Here is a 13,711-nt window from a genome sequence, read left to right on the forward strand (position 1 = left end):
CCCGTAACTAAAAAAAACAGGAGGCGTTTGCCTTTATTATTGTAACATTGAGAAAAATACTTTTAATATTATCTTTTCTGATCTGTGCGAATGCTTTTTCACAGATATTATCCTCTAACGTAGAAAAGAAAACCATTGCTTTAGGAGAGATCAATCATCTTACCATAAAGATTGATAACCTTAATGAGCAGCAGGTAACTTCAGCAGCCAAGAACGAGCTGCTTCCCTTTCATTTTGAAGAAACCAAAGACAGCATTGGGCAGACTGCCAATTCCTACGAAAGAAAAATTGAATTTGCTGTTTTTGAAGAAGGAAAATTTACCATTCCGGAACTGGAATTCAAAGTGGGGGATAAGATCCTTAAAACCATTCCCTACGAAATAGATGTCATTAATACCGCTCAAAAAGCAGATCAGATCAATGACATTATGAATAATAAGCAAGTGAAACTTGAACCCAAAGATTATTGGGAGCTTTACAAGTTTTATATCCTTGCAGCGTTGGCTGGTATTGCACTGGTTATTGCCATTATTATGTTTGTAAAATGGGGAAGAAAATCGAAGAGTACTCCGGTTGTGGCTACCAATCAGACTTTGAAAGAACTGGATTCTCTTAAAAAGAAAAAATATATTGAAGGAGGAAACTTCCGTTCGTTCTATGTAGAACTGATTGATATTTCCAGAACCTTTATTACAAAGCAATACCGCCTTCCGGCAGATGTACTTCTTACTGATGACCTTATTGATGTCATGAAAAAGAATAATACCATCTCGCAGGACAATGAAAAAATAATAGAAGATGTATTCCTTAGGGGGGATTTGGTAAAATTTGCCAAAACATTCCCTGATCAGGAAACAATGGAAAGAGATTTTGCCAATATCAGAGATTTTGTGAAAAGATCATCCAAAGATTTAGAATTCGAAAACTTAAGAAAGGATGTTTAATTTTGAGTTTTACAGTCCGTGGTTCTTATTGCTTTTTCTGCTGTTTATCCCACTTTTAATTAAGGATGCCGGGAGACGCAAAAGAAAAGGTATAAAAGTTCCTACCATAAAAAATATGGATCACAGCGGAGGAATCCAGGGGGTGCTTTTTTTACTGAAAATTTCAAAGTATATCATTCTTTCAGCTTTGATTATTGCCATGGCAAGACCGAGAACTTTTACGGTTTCGCAGGACAGGGATGATACAAAAGGAGTAGATATTATGTTATCTATTGACGTTTCTTTAAGTATGCTGGCAAAGGATTTAAGTCCGGACAGAATTACTGCACTTAAAGATATTGCCGTAAAATTTGTTCAGAAACGTCCCAATGATAGGATAGGAGTAGTAGCGTATGCTGCAGAAGCTTTTACGAAAGTTCCCGTTACTTCGGATCATCAGGTGGTTATTGATGAAATTAAAAACCTGAATTCTGCCGGTCTTGAACCGGGAACGGCCATCGGAGAAGGTCTTTCTGTAGCAGTGAATCATTTGATTAAAAGCAAAGCCAAAAGTAAAGTAGTTATCCTGATGACGGATGGAGTAAGCAATATTCAGAATGCTATTCCCCCGCAGCTTGCTGCCGAATTGGCGAAAAATAATAATATAAAGGTATATTCAATCGGAATCGGGACCAATGGTTATGCTCTGATGCCGACTTCGCAAGATATCTTTGGAGAATTGATCTTCACTGAAACGGAGGTTACCATTGATGAAAATACCTTGAGAGAAATTGCACAGACTACTGGAGGAAAGTATTTCCGAGCTACTTCAAACAGCAGTCTGGAAGAAGTGTACGATGAAATCAACCAACTGGAAAAATCTGATGTAAAGGTTTCAAAGCTGTACAATTATGAAGAATATTTCAAAATATTCCTTTGGATAGCATTAGGAATGTTGGTGCTGGATGCATTGTTGAGATGGGTGTTTTATAAAATTTTAAGCTGATGAGTTGGTCTTTAGGAAATTATTGGTATTTATTTTTACTGTTGCTTCTGCCGCTGTTAGCTTCATTTATGATTCGTTTTTTAAAATGGAGAAATAAAAAAGAGAAATTTTTGCAGGCAGCCAGTTTCATGATAATTTATTTGAAAAAAGTTCGGGATTTACAAAGTTGTTTCCTGCATTATATTTGTTAGGAACATTGTTTCTGATATTCTCTATTATTGATCTTTTGAACGGTTCTGAAGAAGTGAAAAGTACTCAGAAATTAAATAATGTGATCTTCATGCTGGATGTATCCAATTCTATGAATGCGGAAGATATAGATCCTAGCCGTCTTACGGAAGCTAAGAATCTGATGCTGGCTGCCATGAAGAAAATGAATAATGATAAAGTAGGTATTGTCATCTTTGCCGGACATGCGATGTCTATTATGCCTTTAACAACGGATTATAATTCTGCGGAGACTTACATTAGTGGAATTGAAACCAATTCAATGCAGATTCAAGGGACAGATTTTCTGAAAGGTATGCAGGCTGCTGCTGAAAAATTTAAAAATGTAAGCAAAGGATCCAGAAAAGTAATTTTATTAAGTGACGGTGAGGATAACGAAGGAAATGACAATGCTGCTATCAGATTGGCTAATAAAGAAGGAATAAGCATTACTTCTGTAGGGGTTGGTACTGATGAAGGAGCTCCGGTTCCGGAATATGTATTCGGACAGCTGATGGGCTATAAGACCGATACCAACGGTGGAACAGTTATTTCAAAAAGACAGACAGAGGCTTTAAAGAAAATGGCAGAATCTACAGATGGAACTTATATTGACGGTAATAACATCAATGAGGCTCCGGACAGAATTGTAGATGCAGTGAATAAAAAATCTGCAGGTGCTGAAACTATGGTGAAATCACAGAATGCCAATCATTATTATCAATATTTTTTGGCAGTATCTATTCTGTTTTTCTTTTTAATTTATATTTTTAATCCTAAAAAAGATTTTAATGTATAGATTTCCTTTTATTTATAGAAGAAATTCTACAGGTACTTTAACCGATTTTAACAAATAAAACTCTGTTTCTTAACATATAAAGGAATAATTTTGCAGTGATGAATACTAAAATCATATTTTTATCGTTTATTGTTGCCATTTCGTTCTCAGGCATTTTGTTTGGGCAGGAAAGCTATAAGAATTTAGTTCATGAAGGCAATCAGAAATTTGACGGTAAAGATTATGATGGAGCCTCCTCAAAATACATGGAAGCGATAAAATCCAATGATAAAGATTTTACCGCTCACTACAATATGGGGAATGCTCTATATAAAAGTAAGAAATATGAAGAAGCAAAGGCCGAGTTTGAAAAAGCTGAAAAACTTTCACAAACCCTTCCTGATAAAACGGCCGCTTATCATAATTTAGGAAATGCTTATATGCAGATGAATCAGCCGGAAAAAGCAGCTGATTATTATAAGAAAGCTTTGAAGCAGGATCCCTACAGTGAGGTAACCAGAAAGAATTATGAGATTGCCAAACTGAAAGAGAAAGAAAAACAACAGCAAAAAAACGAACAAAATAACTCAGGAAAAGGTGGCGGCGGAAATGATCAGAACAAAGGTGATGATCAGAAAGGCGACAAAGACAAGAAGCAGGATCAAGGTAACGGCCCACAAAATGAAGGCAAAAGTGACCAGGGTGATAATCCAAAGCAAAATCAAAATAATGAAGGCAAAATGCCGAAGAATCTTGAAAATGCGATCTTAGATAAAATAAACGAAAAAGAAAAAGAAACCGCCAGAAGAATTTTAAACAAGAATTCTTATTCGATGCCTGAAAGCAACGAGAAAGATTGGTGATGCAGCACAAATTGATTTACATATTGCTTACCCTCGCATCCGTAATTACTTACGGACAGGTAAATCTTACGCTGGATGCTGATAAATCTGAGTATGCTGGAAAAGATATTGTAAACCTTACCATTGTTCTTGAACTGAACGGAACTGATCTGGTTCAGCAGACTGGTTTCCAGCTTCCGGATCTTTCAAAATTTAATATTATAGGAAGTGGATCTGTTACCAACACTGTGATTGATCCTGCTACCAATACTTTAATTACCCAAAAAGTATCCAGAATTGCCCTTGAACCTAAGAAAAAAGGGAAAATAAAGATCGGTTCAGTTCTGGTTACCGTCAATAATAAAATTTACAAAACAGAACCTTTTGATGTCAATATCCGTGATATTGTAGACCGAAGATCACTCGCTGCCAACACATCCGGTGATGTTTATCTGAATATGGAGATTGATGACCGTGATGTTTACCAGGATCAGCCTACGATTGCTGTTCTAAGAGTATATTCAAGAAGTATGGATAATCTTAGAAAAGTAAAAAATATTCACCTTCCTGAGCAGGACAATATCAATGTGCATCCCATCAATTTTGATAAATCTGAAATAGATCCGTCCGGATATGGAAATATGCCTTCACAGGTATTGGCGATGTTCATGGTATTTCCAAATGAAGCAGGATATGTGGAAGTTCCGGGAGTATCAGCTTCTGTAAGTACTTATTCTAATAAAACAAAAATTGTTTCCAATAAAGTAAAAATTAATGTAAGAAAGCTGCCGGAAGGTGCTCCGGAGTGTTTTAAAAATGCCGTTGGAAATTTCAATGTCAATGTATATAATGCTTCCAAAGAAAAACCGGAAGCAAAAAAACCTCTGAATGTGGTAGTCAAAGTTTCAGGAGAAGGTAACTTACCCAATATGGAACTTCCTAAAATTGCAGCCTCTCCTGATTATGAAATTTTTGCTCCGAAAATCACAACAAAGGTTTCTCCTGGAGCTACAGGGATGAAAGGTGAAATTTTGGCCAACTATGTGATTATTCCCAATAAATCGGGGGCAATTTCCATTAAAACAGAACAGTTTGCTTTCTTTGATCCTGAAAACAAAGAATATGTAGATTTAGGACAAAAAACACTTAATTTGAATGCTTTTTCTCATGATCAGATTCTGGAAGCCCGTTCTACTGTAGAGAAGGTAAATGAGTATACCAATAATCTTTTGGAGACGGTAAATACTCCGGTTTTAAAGACCACTTCATTTAAAGTAAAAGAAAAAAGCAAATTCCACTGGAGTATCCTTTTAACTAATATTGCCATTCTAGTAAGCTTGTTTATTGCGTATTTATTATTTAAAAATTGGCAAAAAAACGTACATTAGTTAGGGAAACCGTACCGGCAAAACCCTTAGGTTCAGTGGCTGAAACAGAAAAAGAGATTCGCGAATTACTGAAAACGGATATCAATGATTATTTCGGATATCTGGAAAATCTTAAAGATAACGGAGAGTATGAAAAGTTCTTTGCGACACTGGAAGAATTGGATCAGGAGGTAAGAAGCCAGTATTTCCAAGGCTCTGCAGCAGAGTTTAAGACTTTTCTTGAAAAACATAAAGGATATTCAGTAGCAGAAGAATACAGCAAATTGCAACAGAAGGTTCAAATGGAAAAATACAATCCTGTAAAATCTACTGATGCTCTTGAAGAACTTTTGAAAACAATTGTTAATTTATATTCACAAATTAGCAAATAATCAGTTTATTTTCATATTTTTGCGAAATTTTTAATTACAAAGAGATGGAAATTTTTGATGGTTTCTCTATTAAAGAGATCGTTACCAGCTTCATGGTTCTTTTCGCCGTTATTGATATCATCGGCTCAGTACCTATTATAGTAAGCCTTCAGCAGAAATTTGGAAAAATTGAAGCGGGAAAAGCTGCAATCACTGCCGGTCTTATTATGATTGTTTTTCTGTTCGTAGGAAATAAAATTCTTAAGCTTATTGGAGTAGACGTAAATTCCTTCGCTATTGCCGGAGCTTTTGTGATTTTTGTCATAGCCCTGGAAATGATTTTAGGAATTGAAATTAATAAAACAACAGAAGCAAAGGCTGCATCTATTGTACCCATCGCATTTCCTTTGGTTGCAGGAGCGGGAACCTTAACAACTGCACTATCTCTCAGAGCTGAATTTCATGATATTAATATTATCTTCGGAATAGTTCTTAATACAATTTTCGTATATTTGGTGCTGAAATCGGCGAAATGGCTGGAAAGGAAAATTGGAGATGCTACTTTGATGATCCTGCAGAAAGTTTTCGGTATCATCCTTTTGGCAATTTCAATTAAATTATTCACCGCAAATTTTGCCCAGTTGGTGCAGAATTATATTAATTTTTAAGAGTCATGAAGAAGTTTTATAAAGTATTTTTAGTACTATTTATTGTATTTATCGCCATCAATCTTTATGCTATCAACTGGCAGGCGACGGATATCTTAGGAGATGAAGATAACATTAGATTTGCATTCTCAGCCGGAGCTGCTGCAATAGGTCTTATCTTACTTTTTGTAATGGATACCTGGAGCAGAATCGGTATAAAGAAATAAATTGAATATTCCATTATAGATATAAGCCTCTTTCATTTTGAAGGAGGTTTTTGTTTTTTTTAGGTGCAGATAAAAGGAATTAGGTAGCAGGGATTATAAATTAGCCTGTCTTAAATACAATATTGGTTTTTCACATTCAGTAGAAGCGGGATTTATCCCGTTCAAGCAAAGGATAAGAGTTCCTTTGGCTTTTAGCCAAAACTTATAAATAGCGCAATGCTCGCAAAGGTTTTTAATGAATAGCTGTAAAATTGCCCGCAATGGTGTTTCCACTCAGCAAAGAAAATATACGCCAACATCTGTGCAAATCCGTGAGATCTGTGGTCCAATTAACACGTAAAAACAACATGATCTAAGAAATAACCAGGTTTTTCAATATCGCTTCAGACTTCAGCTCCGTTTCTCTCCACTCTTTTTCCGGATTACTTTGAGCGGTTATTCCGCCTCCTACAAAAACATGCACAGAATCTTTATAAAGTCTTGCACAGCGTAAATTCACAAAATATAAAATGCTTTCTTCGGTTTCTACCTTAATATAGCCGGCATAAAATTCACGCGGAAATTTCTCATATTTACGGATATTCTCATTGCAGAAATCTTTTGGAATTCCACAAACAGCTGGAGTAGGGTGTAAGTCCTGAATAATTCTGTCCAGATCTTCCGGTTGAATAGTCGTTTTAAAATCTGTGCGCAAATGTTTTATATTGCCTGAAATATGATCATAGGTTTCTGACTGATCTATGGTCTCAGAATAGTTTTTAAGAATATCCTGAATATAGGTGGTAACAGGCTTCTGTTCTTCAATTTCTTTTTCAGACCACTCTTCAGATACAGGAAGAGTTCCTGCAAGAGCCATCGTTTCAAACTCGTGAGTAGATTTATTAAACTTTCCCAGAACTTCGGAGAAAGCCCCCATCCACGCATTCTGACCATCATTAAACAGATATCTGAAAGCATTTGGATAAGATTCACATAGGTTCTTAAAACTCTCTCTATAATCGATTGTATTAAAATCTGTAAAGATCTTCCTTCTTGAATAAACAAGCTTCGGCAGATTATTATCTTTGATTACTTCAATAACCTTCTGTAATGTATCACAATATTCTTCTTTGGTTTCAGCAGAAGAATCTGTGGTATCAAGATTCAGTGTCTCACTGGTGATCGAATTTTGGTCAAATTCAGCCGGATTTATTTCAAAAATATCTCCGCTGAAGCTGATTTGATTTAAGCCATTATAAGAAAAAAAGTTGACTGCATTTTTTATGCTTTTTTGATCTGCAGACAGTAATCTTTCGTCGAAAGGAAGTTTGAAATAAATCATGAGTTGTGAAGGGATTTTGAAAATCACTACCAGAAATAGAAGAGTTAATTTTGGGTGTGATTTTCCTTTCTGCAAAGGTATTATTAGTCTTAAAGATGTCAAAATAAAAAGAGCTTAAATTTATTTTTAAGCTCTTCATTTTTTATGTTGTTGTAACTTATCTATTGATGATATTATTGGTCATCGTAGTATGGTTGATCAAAATACCTTTTTCATCACGGATTTCAATTTCTGAAACATGCATTGTTTTTCCTTTTCTGATAAAACGAGCTGTAGCAGTTACAATTCCGTCTTTTTTGCTTCTTAAATGATTAGAATTGATGTTGGTTCCTACTCCGTAATACTTTTCACCATCAATAAAGATATTAGACAGGCTTGACCCTAACGTTTCAGCCAAAACACAGCTTGCACCTCCATGCATAATACCAAACGGCTGATGAGTTCTTGGAAGAACAGGCATCGTAGCAGTAAGGGTTTCATTTTCGAGATCAATATCTATGAATTTTATTTCAAGGGTTTTGGCAAGTGTTACATCTCCCCAGTTATTGATGAATGCTAATATTTCTTCTTTTGTCTGACCTTTCATTTTTATAATTGATTTAATTTTGCATCTAGCATCTAGCATCTAGCATCTAGCATCTAGCATCTAGCTCTGTTCAGTTCCCATAATATTAGGATTCCAGTTTTCCGGAACTTTAGGGGTAATATCATTTTTGATATAATATTCCTGAATTTCCTGCATGATTTCTGAAAAAGGGACGGACGCTATTCTTTCGTAAGGAATAGTATAACCCAAATAAACGATATTTCTTTTGAAATCACCTGCTGCCAGAACTATAGGAACTTTTGCTGCGAGTGCCATGTGGTAAAACCCTTTTCTCCATTTCGGAACCCAGCTTCTGGTACCTTCCGGGGTAATAACTAGGCTGAAATCTTCTTTTGCAAATTGATTGGCTACAAAATTCACCAGATCATTTTTCTGGCTTCTGTCGATACCAATACCTCCAAGACCTTTTACAATACTTCCGTACCATGCTTTGGTATGAGCATCTTTAATGATAATCTTTAAAGGTTTTTCCAGTGACCAATAGGCGAAATTTCCTAAAATGTATTCCATATTATGGGTATGCGGTGCTACCACAAGGATACACCTGTTCAGGTTGTTGACATCGCCCTGCAGAACGACTTTCCAGCCTAATATTTTTAGCATTGCTTTGCCTATCAGCTTTTTCATAGATTTCTTAGATTAAAAACAAAAAAGTATAACCAAATTTTGGTTATACTTTACAAATATATTGAAATATTATCGCTCTTAAAACAAACCGCTAATTAAATCTACGATTTTCATTACGAATTCCATTGCAAATTGTATCATGATAAGGATGTGTTTTTGGTTGATTGGTTATTAAATTTTAGCTTTACGAAATTAAAACTTTTTTTTCACATAAGAAACTAAATGAAGCTTTATTTTCAGTTTTCTGAGAGAAGAAGGGTGTGAATTTCAAACGGTTGCCATCCACCCACACCTTCTACCACTCTCTGAAGTTAATTATTTAGTTTGTATGGAAATTTCGTTTTTTCCGTCTTTGATTTTGATGTCCATATCTTTATTTGATTTTTTGATAGTAGACACTGCAGAATCAATAACTTTCTTTGCCTGGTTGTTCGGAACTTTTTTACCGTTTACGATGATACTGTCTTTATCATCAGAGTTGTATTCGATACTGGAACCGTTTACCGTGATTTTATTTTTTTCAATTCTAACATTGTTGTGGTCTTCATCTCTGTCCTGATCTTCATCATTGATACCATCACCGTCCAAGTCCCCATCCATGTGAATACGATCTTTATTCAGGGATAAAACAACTGCTTTTTGCGGAACTACCAGCTCATAATTCAGGCTGTAATCTCTGAATCTGTGTTCGTATGGATACTTGATGTAGTTTGGAAGTAATACTTTGTTGTTTACAATTTCTACAGGAACCGTCATCTGGATAGGGAAATTATATCCTTTTCCTTCTTTTTTAATGATCAGATAAGGTGTTTTAATATCTGGCTTTCTGGTTACATCTACAGAAATATAGTCTTCTTCATAAACTGTTCTTTTATCAGAATAAATATCATTGTTGTAACCTTTGAAATTCTGAGGAATATTGACCTGTTTTATATCCACATACACTGTATCTGAAGGAGTGTTGATGGCCACATTCTCTACATCTTCTTTACTTCCTCTGTAAATCATATCTTTTTTAGCCATACTGATTCCGAAATAAGTTCCCAACCCCACCAGAAGAAGGAATAAACCTCCGATTACCCATCCGATATTTCTCAGTTTTGTTTTTGGAGAGAAAATCTTGATGCTTAATAAACTGAAAAGAATTGCCGGAATTAAGCTTCCAATGACCATTATGGCAGCCAATACTTTGTCAAGTCCCTGATCATCCATATAGAATCTGATCTCGTTAGCTCCCGGGAAGTCTGTATCCATTGCGAAAAGGCCAAATAATACAAATACTCCGATAATGCTTCCTACCGCCATCAATACGAAGAACCCTCCTACAATATACTTGAATATATTCCAGACTCCGCTTCCTGCATTGTTGATGTAAGGTTTGTTTTCGTTATAGATTTCTCCGACCCTCTGAGTAGATTCATTGGCAAACTGTACCAATTTGTTAGACTCATTCTTAAGATTGTCGAAGTTCATAGGCTTTCCCTGCATTTTCAGGAAATCTGCCGCTGTTTCAGCTTTTGGAAGTACGATCCAAAGGATTACATATAAAAGACCGATTAATGAAGAAGAGATGGCTGCTGTGAAAATTCCTAATATGAAAATTCCCAGCCAGATTGCTCTCATGGTAGTAATATCCATTCCTACATATTGAGCTAGACCTGCGCAGACCCCTGCTACTTTTTGTTTTTCCGGATCACGGAAAAGTTGTTTTTTATCGGTATAGTTAGTTCCTGAATTATAATTTCTGGCAGATGTTTTTCAGAAAAATAAGCTTCTTCCTGTTCTTCGATTTTTTCAGGGCTTCCGATCTGTGCGATTACCTTTTCTACATCGGTATCGTTAATCACTTCACGTTTTCCTAAAGAATCTTTGAAAATCTCCACCATTCTTATTTCTATGTCATGCATTACCTCATCAGCCTCAGAAGCATCCAGAGAGCTTCTCAGAGCGTTCAGGTAATCGCTGAGCTTTATATATGCGTGTTCTTCTATGGTAAAAGAAAAACCTGCGAGTCCTATTGAGAGTGTCTTGTTCATAGCTTTGTTTTTTAATTTTGTTGGGTGATTTGGTTTACTGAAGCTGTCAGTTCATTCCATGTATTGAGAAGTTCATCCAGGAAAAGTTTTCCTTTTTCTGTGATCTGATAATATTTTCTGGGTGGTCCTCCCGTAGATTCTTCCCATCTGTAAGAGAGAAACTCTCCATTTTTAAGTCTTGTAAGAAGAGGGTAGAGGGTCCCTTCCACTACATCCAGTTTTCCTTTTTTCAGTTCGTCAATAAGATCAGAAACATACATTTCGCGGTTATTGATGAGACTTAGAATACAGAATTCCAGAATTCCTTTTCGCATTTGCGCTTTGGTATTTTCGGTATTCATCTTTGATAAGTTTGTTAATTAGTTATATTCTTAGAAAAATGCTCCTAGCTAGCTGAGCCTATTCTAATTTTACATTACAAAGATATGTAAATAAAATGGTATTATGCAATACAAAGTAGTGGAATTTTTAAAATAAATAATATAATTACCTGTAAATCAATTGAATAATTTTAAGTAGGAATTTTTATAAAAATGAATTTGGGTGGAAAATGAATAAAATATCTTTAAAATTTAATTGAGATTCGGAAAAATAGATAGAAAAAAGGATCTCATCCATTAGCTATTACTTATTACCCATTATATATTGATTAGGATTCGTATTTTTGATAGGAAAAAAATACCTAAATCATTTACTATTACCATGAATTTATTCGAGAGGAATAAGCATTTACACGCTTTTGTTTTACTGGGACCTGCATGTTTCGGACAATATCAGTTTGAGGTTAAAAATGCATCGAAGAGTTATGACGCTGCCATCCAGATAGAAAACTGTTATGATGACCGATGTGGAGGAAAAGGAACGGTAGAATTGTTCGATCATAAGAATAGCAAAGTACAGACTTTTGTCTCAGAAGATCTGGTTTTATATACAGAACAAGGCCAAAAACCGATCCAGGGGAAATTGATTTCGCTTTCAAAGGATCAAAGAGCTGTGATTATCGATGACTTTAATTTCGATGGAACAGAAGATGTGGCAATAAGAAACGGAAATATGGGAAATTATAGCGGAGCATCTTATGATGTATACGTCTTCAATAAAACAAGAATGGGCTTTGTAAAAAGCCAGGAACTTACAGAGCTGGGTTCAAACGGTCTTGATATTTTTGATGTCGATGCCAAACGCAAACGTCTTATTTCCTATGGGAAGTCTGGCTGCTGTGATATTTTTACAACGGAGTATGCTGTAGTTCCAAATAAAGGGCTTGATAAAGTCTTTGAAAAAGAAGAAGATATGACTGTTGAAGGCCGTGTAAAAGTGACCACTAAAGAAAAGCTTAATAATAAATGGATTACCAAAACAAAGGTATATCCTTCAGATCAATATAACAGAAATAAGAAGTAAGATGAAAATTCAGAAAGAGATCGATTTTATTCTGGCAGTAGATGCTTTGAAAAATGTACAGCGAAGAAATTATAATGCAGATGATTCCCGAAGAGAGAACACAGCGGAACATTCCTGGCAGATTATCATTCTGGCACAGATCCTTTATCCGTATGCTAAAAACCGTGCGGATATTGATTTGTTGAGAGTGATACGAATGCTTTCTATTCACGATCTTGTAGAGATTGAAGCGGGAGATACTTTTATTTTTGATGAAAAAGCCATGGTAGGAAAGTTTGAAAGGGAAAAGGCATCTGCTCAAAAGATCTTTGGAATTTTGGACGAGCCTTTGCGTACAGAATTCTTTAATCTATGGCTTGAGTTTGAGGACGAGAAAACTCCGGATGCTGTTTTTGCCTGCGGAATTGATAGAATTATGCCGTTTATCTTAAATTCACATACCTCAGGGAAAAGCTGGACTGAAGCTGGTGTTACAGAAAAACAAATCCGAAATATGCTTGAAAATGCGATCAATAGGGCATCGGATGAAATGGGAGAAGCTTTTGATGTGTTGCTGAATCAAAATCTGGAAACAGAAAAAGTGATTAAATCACTTTAATAAGTATACAATAAGCTTCGGGCGGCCTTTGGCCGCCCGAAGCTGTATTATTTATAGTATCTGAATTGGTTTCTTGAATTCGTCAATTGCTACAAAAGTAAAGTCACCTACAATGGCTTTTTCTCTTTCATAGGAATACATCTGCTCGGTGTAGATTTCCACATTTACTTTCATACTGGTTTTTCCCACGTATGACACTTTCCCGATCAGCTCAACAATAGTTCCGGCAGGAATAGGTTTTTTGAAATCAATCTTATCACTGCTTACCGTTACCACTCTTTTTCTGGCAAAACGGGTTGCTGTGATAAAAGCTACTTCGTCCATCAGCTGCATTGCTGTACCCCCAAAAAGAGTATCATAATGATTGGTTGTGTTAGGGAAAACCGCCTTAAAGATTCTGGTTTCGGATGCTTCAATTCTTTCTTCTGTAGTCATATATCATTATTAATTAAAGCGAAATGAGAATGATTAAAACAACAGAACAATGACAGGAATCAAGAGAATTCCTGAAACAATCCATAAGATCAATACAACTTCAAATCGCGAAAGTTACTTGTTTAAGAAAAAGGCAGGTCTCCTGACTTGTAACATCTTTAATCTCCTTCCCATGCCTCGCACAGTGGATCTTTGATAAAGATTACAGTTACTTACAGTTGCGCGACAGTCCGTGATTTTCACACGGTTCCCTTTTAATCTGCAATGATGCAGAACCAATTTCTATGATGAATAAGCGTTAAAACTTTTCGGGGG

Annotated in this window: 15 protein-coding genes, 2 pseudogenes and 1 riboswitch; of the genes and pseudogenes, 10 read left to right on the forward strand and 7 right to left on the reverse strand. The window is 35.7% G+C overall.

The genetic code is table 11. The features are described 5' to 3' along the window. Positions 1-47: 47 nt before the first annotated feature. The 8 genes and pseudogenes from BOQ62_RS10645 (at position 48) to BOQ62_RS10675 (ending at position 6,368) form a co-directional block, all read left to right on the forward strand. Positions 48-944: a BatD family protein gene (locus BOQ62_RS10645; RefSeq protein WP_129039335.1), complete on the forward strand. Its 897-nt coding sequence runs from the start codon at positions 48-50 to the stop codon at positions 942-944. After that, positions 937-1,929 (forward strand): VWA domain-containing protein, encoded by a 993-nt coding sequence (locus tag BOQ62_RS10650; protein WP_129039337.1) that lies wholly within the window; start codon positions 937-939, stop codon positions 1,927-1,929. The genes BOQ62_RS10645 and BOQ62_RS10650 overlap by 8 nt, the downstream gene beginning before the upstream one ends. Continuing rightward, a pseudogene (locus tag BOQ62_RS10655) lies at positions 1,929-2,935 on the forward strand (vWA domain-containing protein). Before BOQ62_RS10650 ends, BOQ62_RS10655 begins: the two are co-directional and overlap by 1 nt. 98 nt (positions 2,936-3,033) lie before the next feature. After that, positions 3,034-3,777, forward strand: a complete 744-nt coding sequence (locus tag BOQ62_RS10660; protein WP_105703258.1) for a tetratricopeptide repeat protein — start codon at positions 3,034-3,036, stop codon at positions 3,775-3,777. Beyond that, a complete protein-coding gene (locus tag BOQ62_RS10665) occupies positions 3,777-5,144 on the forward strand; it encodes a BatD family protein (protein ID WP_228413942.1) in 1,368 nt (455 codons plus the stop codon). The genes BOQ62_RS10660 and BOQ62_RS10665 overlap by 1 nt, the downstream gene beginning before the upstream one ends. Further along, a complete protein-coding gene (locus BOQ62_RS23165; protein ID WP_228413944.1) occupies positions 5,123-5,515 on the forward strand; it encodes a hypothetical protein in 393 nt (130 codons plus the stop codon). The genes BOQ62_RS10665 and BOQ62_RS23165 overlap by 22 nt, the downstream gene beginning before the upstream one ends. Positions 5,516-5,559: 44 nt before the next feature. Continuing rightward, complete coding sequence (locus tag BOQ62_RS10670; RefSeq protein WP_129039339.1) at positions 5,560-6,162, forward strand: MarC family protein; 603 nt, start codon at positions 5,560-5,562, stop codon at positions 6,160-6,162. A 5-nt stretch (positions 6,163-6,167) separates the two neighbouring features. Next, positions 6,168-6,368 (forward strand): hypothetical protein, encoded by a 201-nt coding sequence (locus BOQ62_RS10675; protein WP_129039341.1) that lies wholly within the window; start codon positions 6,168-6,170, stop codon positions 6,366-6,368. 352 nt (positions 6,369-6,720) lie between these two features. On the opposite strand, the gene BOQ62_RS10680 is transcribed toward BOQ62_RS10675, so the two are convergent. The 6 genes and pseudogenes from BOQ62_RS10680 to BOQ62_RS10700 all read right to left on the reverse strand — a co-directional run bounded on the left by BOQ62_RS10680 (position 6,721) and on the right by BOQ62_RS10700 (position 11,300). Continuing rightward, positions 6,721-7,689: a chorismate-binding protein gene (locus BOQ62_RS10680; protein ID WP_129039343.1), complete on the reverse strand. Its 969-nt coding sequence runs from the start codon at positions 7,687-7,689 to the stop codon at positions 6,721-6,723. Positions 7,690-7,846: 157 nt separating this feature from the next. Further along, complete coding sequence (locus BOQ62_RS10685) at positions 7,847-8,275, reverse strand: PaaI family thioesterase (RefSeq protein ID WP_079242705.1); 429 nt, start codon at positions 8,273-8,275, stop codon at positions 7,847-7,849. A gap of 60 nt (positions 8,276-8,335) precedes the next feature. Next, the gene (locus BOQ62_RS10690) at positions 8,336-8,923 is read right to left on the reverse strand and encodes a 1-acyl-sn-glycerol-3-phosphate acyltransferase (protein WP_129039345.1); all 588 of its coding nucleotides are present in this window, start codon (positions 8,921-8,923) and stop codon (positions 8,336-8,338) included. Between the two features lie 315 nt (positions 8,924-9,238). Beyond that, positions 9,239-10,573 (reverse strand): annotated as a pseudogene (locus BOQ62_RS10695) (hypothetical protein); the annotation flags it as partial. A gap of 23 nt (positions 10,574-10,596) precedes the next feature. Next, entirely contained in the window at positions 10,597-10,959 is a 363-nt protein-coding gene (locus BOQ62_RS23170; protein WP_228413946.1) for a hypothetical protein, read from the reverse strand. 11 nt (positions 10,960-10,970) lie between these two features. After that, positions 10,971-11,300: a PadR family transcriptional regulator gene (locus BOQ62_RS10700; RefSeq protein ID WP_002977573.1), complete on the reverse strand. Its 330-nt coding sequence runs from the start codon at positions 11,298-11,300 to the stop codon at positions 10,971-10,973. Between the two features lie 361 nt (positions 11,301-11,661). On the opposite strand from BOQ62_RS10700, the gene BOQ62_RS10705 reads away from it, so the two are divergent. Both BOQ62_RS10705 and BOQ62_RS10710 read left to right on the forward strand, forming a co-directional pair. Then, positions 11,662-12,363, forward strand: coding sequence for an XAC2610-related protein (locus tag BOQ62_RS10705; protein WP_129039347.1), 702 nt, complete (start codon positions 11,662-11,664; stop codon positions 12,361-12,363). A gap of 1 nt (position 12,364) precedes the next feature. After that, the gene (locus tag BOQ62_RS10710) at positions 12,365-12,961 is read left to right on the forward strand and encodes an HD domain-containing protein (protein ID WP_129039349.1); all 597 of its coding nucleotides are present in this window, start codon (positions 12,365-12,367) and stop codon (positions 12,959-12,961) included. A 51-nt stretch (positions 12,962-13,012) separates the two neighbouring features. On the opposite strand, the gene BOQ62_RS10715 is transcribed toward BOQ62_RS10710, so the two are convergent. After that, on the reverse strand, positions 13,013-13,396 hold the full coding sequence (locus BOQ62_RS10715) for an acyl-CoA thioesterase (RefSeq protein WP_002977578.1): 384 nt from the start codon (positions 13,394-13,396) through the stop codon (positions 13,013-13,015). Between the two features lie 114 nt (positions 13,397-13,510). Then, positions 13,511-13,691: riboswitch (cobalamin riboswitch) on the reverse strand. Between the last annotated feature and the right edge of the window lie 20 nt (positions 13,692-13,711).

It is taken from the genome of Chryseobacterium sp. CH21, from assembly GCF_004119445.1.
Lineage (GTDB): Bacteria > Bacteroidota > Bacteroidia > Flavobacteriales > Weeksellaceae > Chryseobacterium.